The 20,440-nt window shown below is 39.7% G+C and carries 21 protein-coding genes; 1 reads left to right on the forward strand and 20 read right to left on the reverse strand.

Annotation, left to right across the window (positions count from 1 at the left end; genetic code table 11):
• Positions 1–17: 17 nt before the first annotated feature.
• The 6 genes from nuoH to AB1284_RS21720 form a co-directional block, all read right to left on the reverse strand.
• Complete coding sequence (gene nuoH / locus AB1284_RS21695; RefSeq protein ID WP_336482508.1) at positions 18–1,019, reverse strand: NADH-quinone oxidoreductase subunit NuoH; 1,002 nt, start codon at positions 1,017–1,019, stop codon at positions 18–20.
• Entirely contained in the window at positions 1,019–2,119 is a 1,101-nt protein-coding gene (gene nuoD / locus AB1284_RS21700) for an NADH-quinone oxidoreductase subunit NuoD (RefSeq protein ID WP_429753036.1), read from the reverse strand. The genes nuoH and nuoD overlap by 1 nt, the downstream gene beginning before the upstream one ends.
• Before the next feature lie 5 nt (positions 2,120–2,124).
• Positions 2,125–3,630 carry an NADH-quinone oxidoreductase subunit C gene (locus AB1284_RS21705; protein WP_429753035.1) on the reverse strand — a complete coding sequence of 502 codons (1,506 nt, stop codon included), beginning with the start codon at positions 3,628–3,630 and terminating at the stop codon, positions 2,125–2,127.
• Positions 3,627–4,145 (reverse strand): NADH-quinone oxidoreductase subunit NuoB, encoded by a 519-nt coding sequence (gene nuoB / locus AB1284_RS21710; protein ID WP_020061447.1) that lies wholly within the window; start codon positions 4,143–4,145, stop codon positions 3,627–3,629. Before nuoB ends, AB1284_RS21705 begins: the two co-directional genes overlap by 4 nt.
• Positions 4,136–4,504 carry an NADH-quinone oxidoreductase subunit A gene (locus AB1284_RS21715; RefSeq protein WP_154710224.1) on the reverse strand — a complete coding sequence of 123 codons (369 nt, stop codon included), beginning with the start codon at positions 4,502–4,504 and terminating at the stop codon, positions 4,136–4,138. Before AB1284_RS21715 ends, nuoB begins: the two co-directional genes overlap by 10 nt.
• 247 nt (positions 4,505–4,751) lie before the next feature.
• Positions 4,752–6,479, reverse strand: a complete 1,728-nt coding sequence (locus tag AB1284_RS21720) for a methyl-accepting chemotaxis protein (protein ID WP_429761860.1) — start codon at positions 6,477–6,479, stop codon at positions 4,752–4,754.
• A 336-nt stretch (positions 6,480–6,815) separates the two neighbouring features.
• On the opposite strand from AB1284_RS21720, the gene AB1284_RS21725 reads away from it, so the two are divergent.
• Positions 6,816–8,747, forward strand: coding sequence for a diguanylate cyclase domain-containing protein (locus AB1284_RS21725; RefSeq protein WP_429753034.1), 1,932 nt, complete (start codon positions 6,816–6,818; stop codon positions 8,745–8,747).
• Between the two features lie 104 nt (positions 8,748–8,851).
• Here AB1284_RS21725 and AB1284_RS21730 read toward each other — a convergent pair whose 3' ends face one another.
• From AB1284_RS21730 to rpiB, 14 genes are all read right to left on the reverse strand, one after another.
• Entirely contained in the window at positions 8,852–9,253 is a 402-nt protein-coding gene (locus tag AB1284_RS21730) for a F0F1 ATP synthase subunit epsilon (RefSeq protein ID WP_230574301.1), read from the reverse strand.
• A 20-nt stretch (positions 9,254–9,273) separates the two neighbouring features.
• Positions 9,274–10,668, reverse strand: coding sequence for a F0F1 ATP synthase subunit beta (gene atpD / locus AB1284_RS21735; RefSeq protein ID WP_429753033.1), 1,395 nt, complete (start codon positions 10,666–10,668; stop codon positions 9,274–9,276).
• A gap of 219 nt (positions 10,669–10,887) precedes the next feature.
• On the reverse strand, positions 10,888–11,745 hold the full coding sequence (gene atpG / locus AB1284_RS21740) for an ATP synthase F1 subunit gamma (protein WP_429753032.1): 858 nt from the start codon (positions 11,743–11,745) through the stop codon (positions 10,888–10,890).
• A 219-nt stretch (positions 11,746–11,964) separates the two neighbouring features.
• The gene (atpA, locus tag AB1284_RS21745) at positions 11,965–13,473 is read right to left on the reverse strand and encodes a F0F1 ATP synthase subunit alpha (RefSeq protein ID WP_429753031.1); all 1,509 of its coding nucleotides are present in this window, start codon (positions 13,471–13,473) and stop codon (positions 11,965–11,967) included.
• Positions 13,474–13,484: 11 nt separating this feature from the next.
• The gene (locus AB1284_RS21750) at positions 13,485–14,027 is read right to left on the reverse strand and encodes a F0F1 ATP synthase subunit delta (protein WP_429753030.1); all 543 of its coding nucleotides are present in this window, start codon (positions 14,025–14,027) and stop codon (positions 13,485–13,487) included.
• On the reverse strand, positions 14,024–14,533 hold the full coding sequence (gene atpF / locus AB1284_RS21755; protein ID WP_429753029.1) for a F0F1 ATP synthase subunit B: 510 nt from the start codon (positions 14,531–14,533) through the stop codon (positions 14,024–14,026). The genes AB1284_RS21750 and atpF overlap by 4 nt, the downstream gene beginning before the upstream one ends.
• Before the next feature lie 125 nt (positions 14,534–14,658).
• Positions 14,659–14,877: a F0F1 ATP synthase subunit C gene (gene atpE, locus AB1284_RS21760; protein ID WP_251226953.1), complete on the reverse strand. Its 219-nt coding sequence runs from the start codon at positions 14,875–14,877 to the stop codon at positions 14,659–14,661.
• A gap of 57 nt (positions 14,878–14,934) precedes the next feature.
• A complete protein-coding gene (gene atpB, locus AB1284_RS21765; protein WP_429753028.1) occupies positions 14,935–15,654 on the reverse strand; it encodes a F0F1 ATP synthase subunit A in 720 nt (239 codons plus the stop codon).
• 7 nt (positions 15,655–15,661) lie between these two features.
• Positions 15,662–16,054, reverse strand: a complete 393-nt coding sequence (locus AB1284_RS21770) for an ATP synthase subunit I (protein ID WP_336482177.1) — start codon at positions 16,052–16,054, stop codon at positions 15,662–15,664.
• The gene (locus AB1284_RS21775) at positions 16,054–16,278 is read right to left on the reverse strand and encodes an AtpZ/AtpI family protein (RefSeq protein ID WP_429753027.1); all 225 of its coding nucleotides are present in this window, start codon (positions 16,276–16,278) and stop codon (positions 16,054–16,056) included. The genes AB1284_RS21770 and AB1284_RS21775 overlap by 1 nt, the downstream gene beginning before the upstream one ends.
• Positions 16,279–16,749: 471 nt before the next feature.
• A complete protein-coding gene (gene upp, locus AB1284_RS21780; protein ID WP_020061432.1) occupies positions 16,750–17,379 on the reverse strand; it encodes a uracil phosphoribosyltransferase in 630 nt (209 codons plus the stop codon).
• 515 nt (positions 17,380–17,894) lie between these two features.
• Positions 17,895–19,136, reverse strand: a complete 1,242-nt coding sequence (gene glyA / locus AB1284_RS21785; protein WP_429753026.1) for a serine hydroxymethyltransferase — start codon at positions 19,134–19,136, stop codon at positions 17,895–17,897.
• Between the two features lie 193 nt (positions 19,137–19,329).
• Positions 19,330–19,902 (reverse strand): TIGR01440 family protein, encoded by a 573-nt coding sequence (locus AB1284_RS21790; protein WP_429753025.1) that lies wholly within the window; start codon positions 19,900–19,902, stop codon positions 19,330–19,332.
• Between the two features lie 66 nt (positions 19,903–19,968).
• On the reverse strand, positions 19,969–20,412 hold the full coding sequence (rpiB, locus tag AB1284_RS21795) for a ribose 5-phosphate isomerase B (RefSeq protein WP_429753024.1): 444 nt from the start codon (positions 20,410–20,412) through the stop codon (positions 19,969–19,971).
• Positions 20,413–20,440 lie beyond the last annotated feature (28 nt).

The raw sequence follows: 20,440 nt of genomic DNA on the forward strand, positions 1-20,440 counted from the left end.
CTACCCCCCTTTTTAGTTTAGAAGAACAATTCTTTTATAAATGCAGCTAAGAAAATATTTGCAAGCGCTACTGGCAATAGTACTTTCCAGCCAAACTCCATTAATTGATCGCCTCGTATACGCGGAAACGTCACGCGGAACCATATTAACAGAAACACAACAGCGCTAAATTTCAACGCAAACCAAACGGCACCTGGAATAAACGATAGAAACGGAATTGGCTGCCAGCCCCCTAAGAATAGTACCGTCATAAGCGATGCCATTCCAAAGAAATACACGTACTCAGAGAGCATGAAGAACGCCCAGCGGAATCCTGAATATTCCGTATGATATCCAGAAACAAGTTCCGATTCAGCTTCCGGTAAATCAAACGGCGTCCGGTTCAATTCGGCAACAGCTGCAATTAAGAATACGACAAAACCAACTGGCTGCACGAAAATGTACCAAACCCCTTTTTGCGCCTCGACAATTTCATTTAAATTCAAGCTGCCTGTTAGAAGAACTACTCCAATTACGCTCATAACCAGTGGAATTTCATAGGAAATCATTTGTGCTGCGGCGCGCATTCCTCCTAGTAAGGAGTATTTATTGTTAGACGCCCATCCCCCAGTAACAACGCCAATTGTGGTAATACCAGAGATTGCAATGTAGTACAGTAAGCCAACGCCAATATCAGCAAACTGCAATTTATCTGTAAACGGAATGACCGCTAGTACCATAAATGCCGGCGCAAACGCAATGACAGGTGCTAATATGAAGAGTGGTTTATCGGCAGCTTTCGGAATCGTATCTTCTTTTAATAGAAGCTTTAATACGTCCGCTACTGTTTGCAGGAGCCCAAAACGGCCGCCTACTTGGTTTGGCCCTATGCGCCCTTGCATAAATCCCATTACTTTTCGCTCTGCTAAAATCCCATATGTAACAAAGCCAAGAACGACAAACAATAGTAGCGTTGCTAATCCGAAAAAGATAAGAAAGTTGGTCCAGCTTGCGGGTGACGCTAAGAGGTTTTGTATCATCATCCATCAACCTCCCCAAGTACAATATCAATGCCGCCTAAGATTGTAATTAAGTTTGCGATATTCTCGCCTTTCAAAAGCTTCGGTAAGATTTGTAGATTATAGAAGGATGGACGGCGGAACTTTAAGCGGTACGGCTCTTTCTTTCCATCGCTCGCAATGTAACAGCCAATCTCTCCGCGCGGTGATTCAATTCGAACGAACGCCTCACCTTTCGGTGCTTTAATAATCTTCGGTACCTTCGCTAAAGTGGCTCCTTCTTTTGGAAACTGCTCTACCGCTTGCTCAATGATTTTCAGCGACTCTTCAATTTCCTCCATTCGGCAAATATAACGATCCCAAGCATCGCCTACCTTACCCACCGGAACATCAAAGTCAAAGCGGTCATAAATCGAGTACGGTTCGTCTTTGCGAAGATCCCATTTAACCCCAGTGCAGCGCAGATTCGCTCCGCTTAATGAATATTGCAATGCATCCTCTGCCGAGTAAATACCGACTCCCTTTACGCGGTTTAAGAAAATTTCATTGCCGCTCACAAGGTCGTGATATCCCTTTAGCTGCTCTCTCATATACGGAACAAACTCACGCACCTTTTCAATCCAGCCATCCGGGGCATCCCACTTCACCCCGCCAACGCGCATATAGTTAAATGTTAAACGAGCTCCGCATAATTCGTTCAGTAGGTTAATAATCATCTCCCGTTCGCGGAATGCATATAAGAACGGACTCACCGCTCCGATATCAAGTAAATTTGTCCCCCACCAAACGAGGTGACTTGCCACACGCCCGAGCTCCATTGCAAGTACGCGTAAATATTCAGCGCGCTCTGGTATTTCTAATCCCATCATCGTCTCAACCGCGTGACAAATGACGTAGTTATTTGTCATCGCTGATAAATAATCCATTCTGTCTGTGTACGGAATAATTTGCGTATACTGCAAGCTTTCCGCAATTTTCTCTGTGCCGCGGTGCAAATATCCAATGACAGGCGTAGCTTCTTTAATGATCTCCCCGTCAATTTTAATAACGAGCCGAAATACACCGTGCGTACTCGGATGCTGCGGCCCTACATTTAAAAGCATTTCTTCTGTACGAATCATATTTGCTACACCTCCACATCAAACGGCTCATAATCTTTTCGCAGCGGATAACCAATCCAATCGTCCGGCATCAAAATACGCTTTAAATTGGGATGCCCTTCAAACACAACACCAAGTAAATCATACGCCTCGCGCTCCGGCCAATCAGCCCCGCTCCATAATGGTGCAATGGAAGACACTTTCGGCTCGTCCCGGTCCAGCTTTACTTTTACCGCTACAGATTGCTTCTTACCATAAGAATATAAATGCACGTACACTTCCATATGCACCGTAAAATCTGTCGCATGCAATTCTGACATATAATCGAATGCAAATTCGGGATCCATCTTTAAAAATTCCATCACCTCATAGTAATGTTTCGGCTTCACAATAAGCGTTGGCACATCCTTGGACAATGTATTAATATAAAAATCTTCTAACACATCTTCACCAAATTTCGTTGTAATTGCCTGAACGTACGCATCTAAATATGGCTGGTTTCGTGATGGCTCTTCTACTTTCGGTTCTTCTTCCTCTTTCTTTCCTCCAGCCGCCCGAGCCTTTGCCGCGGCCGCTGCTTTCGCCTTCGCTGCCGCAATCGCTTTTGCTTTCTCATCGTCTTCCGGAGCTTCTTCTTGACCCTTTTGCTTCGCTAACGCTGCTGCCGCTGCCTTTGCCTTCGCTGCCGCAATCGCTTTTGCTTTCTCGTCACCTTCTGGCAGTTCTTCTTCCTTTTCTTTCTGCTTCGCTAGTGCCGCCGCTTTTGCTTTTGCTGCAGCTGCTGCTTTTGCCTTCGCCTCTGCGATTGCTTTTGCTTTCTCGTCACCTTCTGGCGATTCCTCTTCCTTTTCTTTCTGCTTCGCTAATGCCGCCGCTTTTGCTTTTGCTGCGGCTGCTGCTTTTGCCTTCGCCTCTGCGATTGCTTTTGCTTTCTCGTCACCTTCTGGCGATTCCTCTTCCTTTTCTTTCTGCTTCGCTAATGCCGCCGCTTTTGCTTTTGCTGCGGCTGCTGCTTTTGCCTTCGCCTCTGCGATTGCTTTTGCTTTCTCGTCACCTTCTGGCGATTCCTCTTCCTTTTCTTTCTGCTTCGCTAATGCCGCCGCTTTTGCTTTTGCTGCGGCTGCTGCTTTTGCCTTCGCCTCTGCGATTGCTTTTGCTTTCTCGTCACCTTCTGGCAGTTCTTCTTCCTTTTCTTTCTGCTTCGCTAATGCTGCCGCTTTCGCTTTTGCTGCCGCAGCTGCTTTTGCCTTCGCCTCTGTGATTGCTTTTGCTTTTTCATCATCACCAGATGCTTGTCTTTCCGCTGCCTTTTGCGCCGCTAGTTCCTTCGCCTTTTCTTTCGCTTCTTCTGCCGCGTGGCGCTTTGCTTCTGCTGCATCTATTTCGCCCTCATTTGATAGCGCTTTCTCTTTTTCTTCTACAATAGGAATCTCATTTTCCTGACGTGCCGCCAGTCGCTTCTGCGCTTCTTCCTTTGCACGTTTTGCCGCTTCTTTTTTCGCATCATCTATATTTTTATCTTGGTCGCTCATTTATTCGTCACCTGCTTTCCTGTCTTTGCTTCGTAACGAATTTTCTCTTTTAATTTATTAATACCGTAAATTAAAGCTGCTGGATTTGGCGGACAGCCAGGAATGTATACATCCACCGGTACGATTTGATCGACCCCTTTTACAACAGCATACGAATTCACATATGGTCCTCCCGCTGTTGCACAAGATCCCATCGCAATGACCCACTTCGGTTCCGGCATTTGATCATATAAACGACGAACGATTGGTGCCATTTTCTTCGTTACTGTTCCAGATACAATCATGACATCTGATTGACGCGGTGATGTACGGAAGAAAGAGCCAAATCGATCTAAATCATAATGGGAAGAGCCTACTCCCATCATCTCAATCGCACAGCATGCCAGTCCAAATGTCATTGGCCATAGCGAATTACTGCGAGCCCAGCCCTTTACTTGTTCCAGTGTCGTAAAAAATATATTTCTTTCTAACTCAGCGCGTTCTTGTGGATGAATATCTTCAAAGTTTATAGCCATTGTAACACCTTCTTTTTCCAAGCATATGCAAGACCAATGAGTAACATAATAACAAAAATGAGCATTTCCACTAATGCAAATAACCCCAGCTTGTCATACGCTACCGCCCACGGATATAAAAATACAGTTTCTACATCAAAAATGACAAAAAGCAATGCAAAAATATAATAACGGGCATGGAAGCGGACGTTCGCATCATGAAACGGCTCAATTCCACTTTCATATGTTGTTTCCTTCGCCGCACTCGGTTTATGTGGACGCAGCAGCTTCCCCAATGTGAGTGCTACAATCGGCAGTAATATACCCAATAGCAAAAAAATGACGACAATCATATAACTATTTTCATATACATTTGCCATTGTGAAACTCTCTCCCCCCTCACAAATACAAGTTCACTTAGTAAACGTTATGATTCATTTGCACTATTTATTATTTTTTAATTTTTCTAAATAATGCGATTATAATTATTATATCAAATTTCAAATTCTTATGTCGACATATCGGAAAAAGGTAGAAAAGAAATACGGAAAAAGCCTGTTTCAGCACCCTGTGAACAGACCTTTTCCGTATTCATCCACACTATAACAATTACCCTAACTGCTAAGGTTAAAATAAAATAAATTGATTTGTTTTTTGAACAAGCTCTTTTACATCCCGATCAATAACATTCACTTCAGTTACAAATTCATTGATTTTTTCAGCTGTTGTTTGAATAATTTCATTTACTTGTTCTGTCGCCACGGCAGTTTCTTCACTAGCAGACATGACAGATAATGTTTCATTTTGAATAGATGTTTGTTGCTGCTGAATGGAATGAACACGATTTGTTACATTTTGGAGCGCTTCATTCAATTCATTCGTTACATTCTTTAATCCCTGCATTTGATTTTTTACTTCTTTGACCTGGTTATTTTGTTCGCCATATTTCTTTAAAGCAACAGTCAGTTCTAGATTAGCCTCTTCTGTTTCACTACGGATATCTTGCGTTATTTTCTGGATACGGTCAGTGTGCTCTGCTGTTTTTTCAGCCAGCTTGCGAACTTCTTCTGCTACAACCGCAAATCCTCTTCCGCTTTCCCCCGCACGTGCCGCTTCAATGGAGGCATTTAAGGCAAGCAAGTTTGTTTGTATTGCAATATCGTCAATGGTTTGTACAATTTCTTCGGTCCCCTTAACACGCTCTAACAGGATATTCATTGTATTCCAGAATGCCTCAAAGCTCTTTCCAGTCACTTCACTCCGATTCAGTGACTCTTGCAGAGATTGCTCCCCCTCATGGCCGGCTTTTTTCACAACTTCTGAAATAACATCCATCTGTTCAACAGCTTCTGCGACTCCCTTGACTTCTTGTTCAAAACTTTGAATATTTTCAGTCGTACGTTCCATAGACTGAACCGTATGGGTATTACTAGATGCTATTTCATCACTTGCAGCCAGTATCATATTATTCTGCTCTTGAAGATAGCGAGAAGAAGATACAAGATTACCGGATGCTTGTTTGACTGTCTGCGCCGTTGTCTGCACGTCATTGACTAAAGATCGCAAATAGACCGTCATATGTTGAAAAGCTCCTACAATACGCCCTATTTCATCCTCTCTTGTATATGCAATGTTTGTATCCCGTAAATCCCCCTGTGCTATACGTGCGGCTGCTTGTTCTACTGCGTCAAGCGGCTTTAAGATACGACGAATAAATACAGTTAAGATAATAAAAGCGAGAACAAAAATCACTACGATAAATAAAAGTAATTTTGGAACATGTTCCTTGGCAACCTCCCCTGCAATATCTTTAACTTTGGACGCATCTATATCCATCCCAAGAGCACCAAGTACTTTGCCGCTTTTATCCTTAATAGGTACAATGACAGTCATATAATCTCCATACGTTTGGTCTTTAATAATACCAGTATGAATTGCTGTGCCCGACAATACTTGGTCTATATCGGGATAGTTCATGCTTGTCGCTTCTCCAATAGCAACTTGTATCTTTGAATCCTTTGGTTGTCCATCAATAATCATATATGTCTTGCCATTCTTAATTTCTAATGTATAAAGGTATAAAGCTCCATTGTTTTCACGAATCGTATTTAAACGATCGCGAAGCTTCCAGTAAGTGTCGTCTTTCTTTGGATTCTGCAGCCATTCTTTATAAGAATCTACGTCAAAATTCTTGGCAATTGCTTGTTCAATATTTATCCCAAATGTAGCAATACTGCTTTCAACACCACTTCTCAATATTACATTCGTAAAAATTCCAAATCCAATTACAAGAGATAACATAAGAACAACAGCTAAACTTATAATGCGACCTCGAATACTCATTTTTTGAAACATATTGTTCCCCCTTTTTCTGTTGACCGTGGATATTCATGAATTTTAGTCTAAATAAATCCCATTATTATTTTACTATTTGTATATATAAAAATATACAATATGAAGGACAGAAAAGTATTAGCAATTTACTAAAAAAGCTTCACAAGTATGAGTCCTGCGAAGCTTTACTGCCTCTTTAAAGGTTGCTTATCTTTCATTTCACATCACAACCTCTAATTGAATTTATGTCTTAAAAAGACTATTCCTTTTAAAAGAAAATGGCATACTATAAATATGAGAAAAAATGTTGTATGTTTATAACAAAAGCATGACATCTAACATCACAGGTGACTGATTATGACAAAAAATGAAAAAAACCATTTGTTTTTTCTTTTGGGTTCTTTATTAATTTATATAACTTCGCATTATATAGCTTTACAAATATGGGACGAGTCCTCGCTTCTTTTTCAAATGGAAACAAATATAACTACTCTCATCATTGATCTAGTGATATGTAGTTCTTTATTTCATTCTACTTTCCGCAAAAAGGGACACGCCTACACGTTTTGGATGCTATTAGCAACCGGTTCGTTTTTTCATTTTATTGGCGATACAATTGTTGCGTATCAACGTTTAATTTTGCACGAATACAAAACATTTGCAGATTCATCAGATGCATTCTATTTATTATTTTTACTTTTCTATACGCTAGCTTTTTTCTATAAATGTATGCATGACCGCAAAAATTGGAAAAGAATATTTATTTTATGTGATATCTGTATCCTCATTACAGCAATATTTACTTTAAACTATTATCTGTTCATCAAAAACGCTGTGAACCAAAATAAAATCTCTTTCATTTCTGAATTTGTTCAACTTGCGTATCCAGTTGCGAATTTACTATTTTTATTGATTGGAATTTGTTTATTATTTCGACCCGTAGCGATTACTTCCAAGCTAGTTATTTCATTGCTAAGTTGTTCGCTCATCTTATATGCATTCGTTGACTCTACCTATGCGTACATTAAATATTTTTTGCCACATGGTTCTACATTTACCGTAGCACCTCTTTATCAAGTTATATTAGGGATAGTTGCAATCGCTTGTCTGCTTCATACAAGCGAACAAAACAAATATATGCAAGCTCTTTTACCTACCAAAATGGGCGAGATAATTCGGTTATCAATTCCTTATCTATCAGTTGCTGCATTAGTTCTATTTACTTTATATGAAAACACCTTTTCACCCATTTTAGTGAAAGGAGTTTTCTTAATGTTTTTCTTCGTGCTCATTCGCCACCTGTTAGTACGAAATCAAAATGCACAACTATTACAAAAAGAGCAGCAGTTTAATCTGGAGTTAGAAAAACAAATTGAACTGCGGACAGAAGACTTAGTAAACAAAACAAACGCATTATTTCAAAGTCAACAAATGTTTAAATCATTATACGAACATCATCCTGATCCGATTTTCACATTAGATTTACAGGGAAAATTTTTAAATATAAATAATGCTGGAATCACATTGCTTGGCTATCCAGCAGATGAAATTTTGCACAAATCTTACCATTCCCTTGTGTATGAAAAAGATTTGGAAACTATTGTGGACGTTTTTCGTTATGTGAAAAAGGGACATTCCGCAGCTTTAGATATACGCGCATATCATCAAAATAGAGATATTTATTATTTACATGTAACAGCGGTACCAATCATATTTAAAGAACAAATTATGGGGATTTATGTAATGGTAAAAGATATTACCGAGAGCAAAAAGCAGCAAGAACAAATTAACTTTTTAGCGTATCATGATACATTAACACAGCTTGCTAACCGTCGTGCATTTGAAGAGCAGCTGAATCATGCAATCATTCAAGCCAACAAAGAAAAAGCTCAATTCGCAATTATGTTTCTCGATTTAGATCGATTCAAAATGATTAACGATACACTGGGTCATAAAATTGGAGATCTTCTCTTAGTCGAAGTTGCAAAGCGATTGCAATATGCCGCTGGACAAAATAGCAAAGTGGCTCGGCTTGCCGGAGACGAATTTACGGTTCTAATCGAAAACTACGACAGTTTCTCAGAAGTTGAGACAATCGCAAATAACATTTTACGAGTCATAAATGAACCATTTCAACTAGAAAGTCACACATTGCAAATTACACCAAGTATCGGGATTGCCGCTTACCCAGACGCGGGAGACGACGCTATATCACTTCTGCAGCATGCTGATATGGCGATGTATGAAGCAAAAAATAAAGGAAAAAACGGTATTTCAGTTTATCGGTGAATTGGCAAGAAAACCCCACTGATAGGAAGCTTTCTTCACTAAGGTTCTTACTGCTAATAACTACAAAAAAGCCGCAAAGGTTTATCCCTTTACGGCTTTTTTCTTTACTTCATATTTGAAACGTTCAAACGGTTCACTGCACGTTGTAGTGCCATTTCTGCACGTTTGAAGTCAACATGTGCTTGTTTATCTTGCAGACGTTGCTCAGCACGGCGCTTCGCTTCATTTGCACGATGAACGTCGATATGATTTGCTGTTTCAGCAGATGGTGCTAATACTGTTACTTTCTCAGGGCGAACTTCAATAAAGCCACCGCTAACTGCTACGTAATCTGTATGTCCACCATTTTTCAAGCGAATTGCACTAACCTTAAGTGGTGCAACAGTCGGAATGTGACCTGGCAAGATCCCCATTTCCCCGCTCTCTGCTTTTACGCTTACCATTTCAACTTCGTTTTCATAAACCGGTCCATCAGGAGTTACAATACTGACTGGAAATGTCTTCATAATTCGTCCCTCCTAAGGCCTTACGCCATCATTTTCTTCGCGTTTTCAACAACTTCTTCAATACCACCAACAAGACGGAATGCGTCCTCTGGAAGGTCATCATATTTTCCTTCTAGAATTTCTTTGAATCCACGAACTGTATCTTTTACAGGTACATAAGATCCTTTTTGACCTGTAAATTGCTCTGCTACGTGGAAGTTTTGTGATAGGAAGAACTGAACGCGACGAGCGCGATGTACAACTAATTTATCTTCTTCAGATAACTCGTCCATACCTAAGATAGCGATGATATCTTGAAGCTCTTTATAACGTTGTAATGTTTGCTGAATTTTACGAGCAACTTCATAATGCTCTTCTCCAACGATTTCTGGAGAAAGTGCACGAGATGTAGACGCTAATGGGTCTACCGCTGGGTAAATACCCATTTGTGTTAAACGACGCTCTAAGTTTGTTGTTGCATCTAAGTGAGCGAATGTTGTTGCTGGTGCTGGGTCAGTGTAGTCATCGGCTGGTACATATACCGCTTGGATAGACGTGATAGACCCTTTATTTGTTGATGTAATACGCTCTTGTAATTGACCCATTTCTGTTGCAAGTGTTGGTTGGTAACCTACCGCAGATGGCATACGACCAAGAAGGGCAGATACTTCAGAACCAGCTTGCGTGAAACGGAAGATATTATCGATGAACAAAAGTACGTCTTGTCCTTGCTCATCACGGAAATGCTCAGCCATTGTTAAACCTGTTAGTGCAACACGTTGACGTGCTCCAGGCGGCTCGTTCATTTGTCCGAATACCATCGCTGTTTTCTTGATTACGCCAGAATCGCTCATTTCATGGTATAAGTCGTTACCTTCACGAGTACGCTCACCTACACCAGCGAATACAGAGATACCGCCGTGCTCTTGTGCGATGTTGTTAATTAATTCTTGGATTAATACTGTTTTACCTACACCGGCACCACCGAATAGACCGATTTTACCACCTTTAATATAAGGAGCTAATAAGTCTACTACTTTAATACCAGTTTCAAGAATTTCTACTTTTGTAGATAACTCTTCAAATGCAGGTGCTTGACGGTGAATTGGATCACGGCGTACATCCGCTGCTACCTCTTCACCTAAGTCAATTGCATCACCTAATACGTTAAATACACGGCCAAGTGTTGCATCACCAACTGGAACTGAGATTGCTTTACCAGTATCCTCTACTTCTACACCACGAACAAGTCCGTCTGTAGAAGACATTGCTACTGTACGAACTGTATTATCACCAAGATGAATTGCAACTTCTAAAGTTAAGTTAATTGCATCTTGTTTAATCTTAAGGGCATTGTAGATTTCAGGTAGCTTTCCGCCGTCAAACTTAACGTCTACAACCGGACCCATGATTTGCGTAACGCGCCCTTTATTCATCGGGTTCCCTCCTAGCTTTCTTTAAATTAGCCAGCTTTTCTACGAGCAATCGGCTTTAAATTTTTTTATATTTCACATCAAGACTATCGATTCTGCTTTTTATCAATCCAGCTCCAGCGGCTAGAATGGTCGGTGGCTTCGCTTCTTCCTATGAGGCAAAGAACACCTCTACGTCTGAAGCTCCATCCCCCTCCATTCTAAGCGAGCTGCTTCCGCTTTTTATTCTAACGCTGCTGCACCGCCGACGATTTCCGTAATTTCTTGCGTAATCGCTGCTTGACGAGCGCGGTTGAAAGAAAGTGTAAGTGTATCGATAACTTCCATTGCGTTGTCTGTAGCACTTTTCATTGCTGTCATACGCGCTGCGTGCTCACTTGCTTTACCGTCTAGCAATGCACCGTACACTAAGCTTTCTGCGTATTGAGGCAATAATACTTTTAAAATATCTTCTTCAGACGGTTCAAACTCATATAAAGTTCTTGCTTTTTCAGATGCCACATCCGTAAGAGGTAAAATTTTCTTCTCTGTTACTTCTTGCGAAATCTTACTTACATAATGATTGTAGTAAATATACAATTCATCATACGCACCATCTGTAAACATAGAAATTGCTCTTGAAGCAACTTCTTTAATATCAGCAAATGACGGTTGATCAGATAATCCAATTACTTCATCAATGATATTAAAACCACGACGTTTTAAATAATCACGGCCTAGACGTCCTAGTACAATAATCGCGTACTGGTTTGCATCCATGTTGTGACGCTCTTTCACTACATTGCTTACTGCACGTAAAACGTTACTATTATATCCACCTGCTAGTCCGCGATCCGATGTAATAACGATGTATCCTGTTCGCTTCACAGGACGCGCTGTTAACATTGGGTGATTTACCCCGCTACCTTGCGCTATGTCCGCTACTACTTCTTGAATCTTATTCATATACGGAACGAAAGATTTAGCATTTTGCTCTGCACGGCTTAATTTTGATGCAGATACCATCTCCATCGCCTTCGTAATTTGACTCGTTTTCTTTGTCGAGTTAATTTTTGCTTTTATATCGCGTAAAGATGCCACAGGTTTTCACCACCTTTTTTCCGGAAGTTGGCATGATTAGAAAGGCTCTCCGTTTGTTCATCTTTCTAATCTAATTAACAAGCTATACTTGTTCATGATTGAAGGAAAAGAATAGGTGCACCTACTCTTTTCCTCTACATATCCGTTAGCACTCTATGTAAGAGTTACCTGTTTATATAGAAGTGGAGCGGCCTAAAGAGCCGGCTCCGCTTTTTATTATTATTCAGACGCTACGAAAACTTTTTTGAAGCCGTTAATAGCTGCTGCCATTTTTTCGTCTTCAGCAAGTTTTGTTGTTGTACGAATTTCAGTTAATAATTCAGCAGCATTTGAATCTAACCAAGCATGGAACTCGTCTTCGAAACGAGTGATATCTGCTACTGGGATATCATCTAAGAATCCGCGTGTTAATGCGTAAAGAATCATAACTTGCTTCTCTACTTTTAATGGCTTATGTAAGCCTTGTTTTAATACTTCTACTGTACGTGCACCACGGTTTAATTTCGCTTGTGTTGCTTTATCAAGGTCAGAACCGAACTGAGCGAACGCTTCTAATTCACGATAAGATGCAAGGTCAAGACGAAGTGTACCAGATACTTTGCTCATCGCTTTGATCTGAGCCGCACCACCAACACGAGATACAGAAGTACCTGCGTCGATCGCTGGACGTACACCAGAGAAGAATAGATCAGATTGTAAGAAAATCTGTCCATCTGTGATAGAGATTACGTTTGTTGGGATGTAAGCTGATACGTCCCCTGCTTGTGTTTCGATGAAAGGTAATGCTGTTAAAGAACCAGCGCCTTTTGCATCACTTAATTTTGCCGCACGCTCTAGTAAGCGGGAGTGTAAGTAGAATACATCCCCTGGATATGCTTCACGACCTGGAGGACGACGTAATAGTAATGACAGCTCGCGGTATGCAGCTGCTTGCTTAGATAAGTCATCATATACAACTAATACGTGTTTACCATTGTACATGAACTCTTCACCCATTGTTACACCAGCATATGGAGCTAAGTATAATAATGGAGCTGGTTGAGAAGCTGATGCAGTTACAACGATTGTGTACTCTAATGCACCATGCTTACGTAATGTTTCAACTACGTTACGAACTGTAGATTCTTTTTGTCCGATTGCTACATAGATACAAACCATATCTTGATCTTTTTGGTTCAAGATTGTATCAAGTGCAACAGCTGTTTTACCAGTTTGGCGGTCACCGATGATTAACTCACGTTGTCCGCGGCCAATTGGTACAAGAGCGTCAATCGCTTTAATACCAGTTTGAAGTGGCTCATGAACAGATTTACGGTCCATTACACCTGGTGCTGGGCTTTCGATTGGACGAGTTTTTGTTGTATGAATTGGACCTAAACCATCTACTGGTTGCCCTAATGGGTTTACAACACGACCGATTAATTCTTTCCCTACTGGTACTTGCATGATGCGACCTGTACGACGTACTTCGTCACCTTCACGAATTTCAGTATAAGGTCCTAAAATAATGATACCTACGTTATTTTCCTCTAAGTTTTGTGCTAGTCCCATAACGCCGTTAGCGAACTCAACAAGTTCACCAGCCATAACGTTATCAAGACCATGAGCACGTGCAATACCGTCACCAACTTGAATAACTGTACCAACATCGCTAACTTCGATCTCAGATTGATAGTTTTCAATTTGTTGCTTTATCAGTGCGCTAATTTCTTCAGCTCTGATGCTCATGCGCTTCACCCCTATCTATTCTTCATAAGTTCACGCTGGATACGTGCTAACTTTCTTTGTAAACTACCGTCGTAAATGCGGTTTCCAATGCGTACTTTAATACCGCCTAGTAAATCTTCATCTACAACATTTTGAACGCGAATCGCATCTTTTCCTGTTTTCTTTGCAAATACTTCTGCAATGCTAAGCTTCTCATCTTCTGATAAAGAACGAGTAGAGTAAACAATTGCATCAGCTACGTTACGCTCTTCATTTGCAAGTGCAACATACGCATCTACAATTTCAGGTACTAATGTTTCGCGATGATTATCGATTAAAATATATAAAGTATTTAAAATTGGTTGAGAAACAGTAGAAAACACGTTAGAAAGGAATTGTTTTTTCATTTCTTTTGAAATGCTTGGTTGTCCTAAAAAAGTATGTAGTTCGTTACTACTAACAAAAACACTTTGTACAAGGCGCAGTTCTTCCTCAAACATTTCTAGTACGTGTTTGTCTTTTGCGATTTGAAAAAGAGCGACAGCATAACGTTTAGCTACAATTTCATTGCTCATCGCGCTTCTCCTACCTCTTTAATATAATCGCGAATTAATTGAACTTGGTCTTCTTCTTTTAGTTCTTTTTGCATTACTTTAGAAGCAATTTGTACAGATAAAGAAGCAACCTGTTCTTGCAGAGCAGCAATCGCATGCTCTTTTTCGCGTTGGATTTCTTGTACAGCAGATTCTTTAATAGATACTGCTTCTTCTTTTGCAGCAGCAATGATACTTTCTTTTTGATCCTCTGCTTGCTTTTTCGCTCTCTCAATCAATTCTTGCGCTTCAACACGTGATTGTTTTAACATTTCACGTTGTTCTTCTACTAACTTTTTCGCCTCTGCATGGTTCTTTTCCGCAGCGTCGATTTCGCTAGAAATATGATTTTCACGTTCCTTCATAATTCCCATTAAAGGTCCAAACGCATATTTACGAAGCAATGCTAATAGAATTAGGAAAACGACTAATGTATAAAGCATTGTTCCGTATGGAACAGCAGCAGCTCCTAATAATAGAGTTGGCACAAGGATTCACTCCCTTCAAAATCTAAATTAAATAAATGAACAGACAAGTAATGTTTCATTCATAAAGCAATGGCGAAGAAGGTCCCAAAACGATCTTCGCCACTTATTGTAAGGGGAGCTATCCCTTATTTGTTTAATACGATGAATGCGATTACTACACCGATGATTGGAAGCGCCTCAACTAACGCTACCCCGATGAACATAATTGTTTGAAGAGTACCACGTAATTCTGGTTGACGAGCAACACCCTCAACTGTACGAGATACGATAAGACCGTTACCAATACCAGCACCTAGTGCAGATAAACCAATTGCAATTGCAGCTGCGATTACACCTAAACTCATTTTAAAAGTCCTCCTTTTTATCAATAAAAAATAAATTTTGTACTTACATTAAATATATTAATGGTCGTGGCTTACTTTATGAGCCATGTATACCATCGTTAACATTGTAAAGATAAATGCTTGGATAGCACCTACGAAAATACTGAAGCCCATCCATGCTAACATCGGCAGGACAGCACCTAACGCGCCAAACACACCGCTTGCACCTAACTGAGCAAGTAATGTTAATAAAATCTCACCGGCATAGATGTTACCAAATAAACGAAGACCTAACGTCAATGTATTAGCAAATTCCTCAATTATCTTTAGCGGGAATAAGAATTTCATTGGTTGAATATAGCCTTTTAAATATTCCTTCGTACCCTTCATCTTAATACCATAGTAATGGGTGAGGATAACTACCATCACGGCCAATGTTAGAGTAACTGCTGGGTCAGACGTTGGAGATCTCCAACCTGCAAGGTGCTCACCACCCTCAGCAATCGTAATCATGAGCGGCAAACCGAGCATGTTTGCTACAAATATGTACATAATGAGCGTAACTCCAAGCGTTAAAAAGCGTCCGCCTGTTTGCCAATCCATCGTACTGCTAATCATACCCTTCACAAAGTCCATAATCCATTCAAGGAAATTTTGCATTCCTGTTGGACGCAAAGCTAAGCTACGTGTACCAATAACAGCGATAATAAATACGATTACTGCCGCAACAGTCGTCATCATAACAGCGGACAAGTCGAACGTTAAACCTAGAAATTCAACTAATTTACCGTGTTCCACTAGTAATTCACCTCTCTTCCCTGCTCTTATACTGTAAATAAAGAAAATCTATGATCATGACAAGATACCCTGTCAGCAATCCTACTCCTAAGCTCCACATCGCCATTAAATGTTGATATTTCGCTGCAAATAAAATTAATAGCCCTATCGCGGCTAATCTCGAATATGTACTCACTGCGGTCGCTTTATACTTTACATTCTCTCCTTGTGTAACGCGATCTAACAGCCTGTCCGTCTTGTGTGCAACAATGCGCAAACTAAGAAAACCGAAAATCGTTCCGATAATCAGCCCCAGAAAGACATCTTTGTATGAGGTAAAGCCCCATCCTAATACAAAGAGTGCGAGAAGGTTGTACATATATTTCTTTTGTCTTCGGACAAGTTCATGTACCTCTATCATCATTGCTCTCCTGAATAAAAGTGTCGAATGAGTCGAATCATAGCATAAACCCCTGTTCCAAGACCTAATAATAAACCGATTACTAGGAATAAAGGAAATGTTCCAAGCTTACTATCAATCCACTGCCCGCCAAAAATACCAACTAAAATAGCACCAACGAGCTGAGAAAGAATTCCAGTCATTAAAGCATATGCCTTAAATGGACTACGCTTGTTTTCTCCCAAGGATTCATCCCTCCATATGTAAAGCCTCATTCACTATGCGTTAATAATAACTCATGATTCTGTATAAATTCTACTCAAATAAGAAACTTAACTTTTTTGTCAAAGAATAGACGAAAAATTGTCAATGAAAACCCTATCATCTATCCCCGTTGTTAGCATACAATAGGGTATTAAACAGTGTCAACGTCAAATCGAAAAAAATCAAAAAATTTGAGTATTAGTCATTTATTGGCAGAAATGAAAACGTTCCCCTTCAAAATACTGTTAATAAATATCTAATTTCTAAACCTTCTCTCTTTATAATGGAAGAAAAAAGTTCACATTTTTGTCACCATTGTTTTTTCCTTATATAACGTTTAACTTCTGTAGTATAACTTTCTCAAGTAGGAAGTTTCTATATTATATGCAATTCGACTGTATGTTATGTTGCATAAAAAAACAGACGAGAAGGCTTTCTTCTCGTCTGTTGTCTTACTTCGTTCCGAATAAACGGTCACCAGCATCTCCAAGGCCTGGCACAACATATCCATGGTCGTTTAACTTTTCATCTAATGCAGCAACGTAAATATCCACATCAGGATGGTCTTCTTGTATAACTTTTACCCCTTCTGGAGCACCAACGATACACATTAATTTAATATGTTTCGCACCGCGTTTCTTTAAAGAAGTAATCGCTTCTGATGCAGATCCGCCTGTCGCTAACATTGGATCAAGTACAATAAAATCACGTTCTTCTACATCAGTTGGAAGTTTCACATAGTATTCTACAGGTTGTAATGTTTCTGGGTCGCGATATAAACCGATATGACCTACTTTCGCCGCTGGAATTAATTTCAAAATTCCATCTACCATCCCTAAGCCCGCACGTAAAATAGGGATTAAACCAAGTTTCTTACCTGCAATCACTTTTGTTTTCGCTTTACTTACAGGTGTTTCAATTTCAATTTCTTCAAGTGGAAGATCGCGTGTAATTTCAAACGCCATTAAGCTTGCCACTTCATCTACTAGTTCACGAAATTCTTTCGTACCTGTATTCTTATCGCGAATATATGTAATCTTATGCTGAATTAAAGGGTGATCAAAAACATACAGTTTTCCCATGTGAATCTCTCCTTCAGATGATATTAATGCGTGAGGACACGCCTTTTTTTACACTATGTACGATTGTAAAGAAAACGCTACTAATATTCAAGGGTGAATTTGGTAAAATTTCAAACGCTTCTTCCTTATACAAGAATAGCTTTACCAATTATGGAAATGACATCCTTCATTATATTTTTAAAATGTATTCATGACTTGTATACATACATAGAACAATTTATATGTCCTTTTTCTTATATGTAATATTTTTGTGGAATAACTGTTAAATAATATTTTTTATTTTCCTATTCAACTTAAACACATATGAAAGGTTTACCTTGTAAACGATGTTGTTCTTCTGAATTTAAATTTTTAATCTCCTCTATTAATTCTTTCAATGCCATTTCAAATCCTCTAAGCAATTGTATTCTCTTATTAAGATTACGAAACGTTTGTTTCTATTAAATATCAACAAAGTAATTAAACATAACCTAAAAAAAGCTGCTGAAACAATACGTTTCAACAGCTTTTTTCTATTATAGTTCTGTATACATTGGGAATTTATCTGTTAAAGCATTTACACGCACGCGTGCTTCTTCTAGTGCTGCTTCATTGTCATGATTTTTTAATGTGTAAGCGATAATGGATGCAATTTCATCCATTTCAGCAAGTCCAAAGCCTCTTGATGTTACAGCTGCAGTTCCAATACGAAGTCCGCTTGTTACAAATGGGCTAGCTGGGTCAAATGGAATTGTATTTTTGTTTGTTGTGATACCAACTTCATCTAATACATGCTCTGCAACTTTTCCAGTAATGTTTAAACTACGAACATCAATTAAGATTAAGTGGTTATCCGTTCCACCAGAAACAAGTGTAATACCTTCTTTTTGCAGACCTTCTGCTAAGCGACTTGCGTTATTGATAATGTTTTGCGCATATGTTTTGAAGTCATCCTGCAATGCTTCTCCAAATGCAACTGCCTTTGCAGCGATTACGTGCATAAGCGGTCCACCTTGAATACCCGGGAAGATTGACTTATCAATTTGTTTTGCAAATTGTTCTTTACATAAAATCATACCACCGCGTGGTCCGCGTAATGTTTTATGAGTTGTTGTTGTTACAAAATCAGCGTATGGTACTGGATTTGGATGTAAGCCAGCTGCTACAAGCCCCGCGATATGTGCCATATCTACCATTAAATATGCGCCAACTTCATCAGCGATTTCACGGAATTTTTTGAAATCGATCACACGAGGATATGCGCTAGCACCCGCAACGATTAATTTCGGTTTATGCTCTTTCGCTTTTTCTAATACATCTTCATAATTGATGTGATGTGTATCAGGATCTACACCGTATTCGATGAAGTTGTATTGTACACCACTAAAGTTAACAGGGCTTCCGTGTGTTAAGTGACCGCCGTGAGATAAGTTCATACCAAGCACTGTGTCACCTTGCTCTAGAATTGTGAAGTATACAGCCATATTTGCTTGTGCACCAGAGTGCGGTTGAACGTTTACGTGCTCTGCGCCAAAAATTTCTTTTGCGCGGTCACGTGCGATATCTTCTACGATATCTACATGCTCACAACCACCGTAATAACGTTTCCCTGGATAGCCTTCTGCATACTTGTTCGTTAATACAGATCCTTGTGCTTCCATTACAGCTTGGCTTACGAAGTTTTCAGATGCAATAAGTTCAATTTTTGAACGCTGTCTTCCTAATTCTAATTCAATTGCAGCAAACACCTTTTCATCTTGACGTTTTAAATGCTCCATCAAAATCCCCCTTTTCTGAACGAATTACATCTATTCTTGACATTTTCTCTTTATTTTCAAAGAAAAAACGAAAATTCCAGTTGCAATTCTTCTAAACCTTCATGTTTTCAACTACATTCTAACACGACTCTACACATGATAAAAGAAAAAAAAGACCGAATCCGGTCTTTTTTTTTTACTGTAAATTTATGACTTAACTACAAGTAAACGTTTCCTCTTTTACCGCATATACTGCACGTGCCCCGCCAATTAACTTCGGACGTGTTTTTGCCATCGTTACATGCGCATGCCCAATCTCTTTTACACGTGTACGTATAGGAACCGCTACATGTTTTAAATGCATACCAATGAACGTATCCCCAATATCAATACCCGCATCTGCTTTTACGAACTCTACGATAACAGGATCTTTCATATTATGATATGCATATGTTCCAAGAGCCCCACCTGCTGATCTGACAGGCGTAACATTTACAATTTCGAACTGGTGTTTCTCTGCGACTTCTCTTTCGATAACTAACGCACGGTTTAAATGTTCACAGCATTGAAACGCTAGTGTAATACCACACTGCTCTTGAAATTGTTTTAACGCAGAAAAAATCGCTTCCGCCACTTCCATCGTTCCCGATGTTCCAATTCTTTCGCCTAGCACTTCACTTGTACTGCAGCCCACAACAAAGATGTTTCCATTTCGCAGTGAAGCTTGCTCTTGAAACTCAGAAAGCGCTGTTTGCAGCTGCTCTTTTAATTGTAATATTTCATTCATTACGCTCTTCCTTTCGCAGGTAGGTTCAACAAATTATATTAACTCTTACTAGAAGTTAGAATACGATTAATTCGCTTCGTATGCTTTAATTTTCCCTACACGGTTCTCGTGACGGCCACCTTCATACTCCGTTGTTAACCAAATTTTCGCGATGTCACGTGCTAACCCAGCTCCGATTACACGCTCACCCATCGCTAACATGTTCGTATCGTTATGTTCTCTCGTTGCTTTTGCACTAAATGTATCATGTACTAATGCGCAGCGAATGCCATGTACTTTATTTGCTGCAATCGACATACCGATACCTGTTCCGCAAATTAAAATACCACGGTCCACTTCACCATTTGCAACCATTTCTGCCGCAGGGAATGCAAAATCAGGGTAATCTACAGAACCAGCTTCGCACTCACAACCTAAATCAATATATTCAATATTTAACTCTTCTAATAGACTTACGATTTCTTTACGAATATTCATTCCGCCATGATCAGATGCTACTACTACTTTCATTCTAAACCCCTCCAAATATCAAATGAAC

Origin of the sequence: Bacillus sp. S2(2024) (genome assembly GCF_050474045.1) — a bacterium.
In the GTDB taxonomy this organism is placed as follows: domain Bacteria; phylum Bacillota; class Bacilli; order Bacillales; family Bacillaceae_G; genus Bacillus_A; species Bacillus_A yunxiaonensis.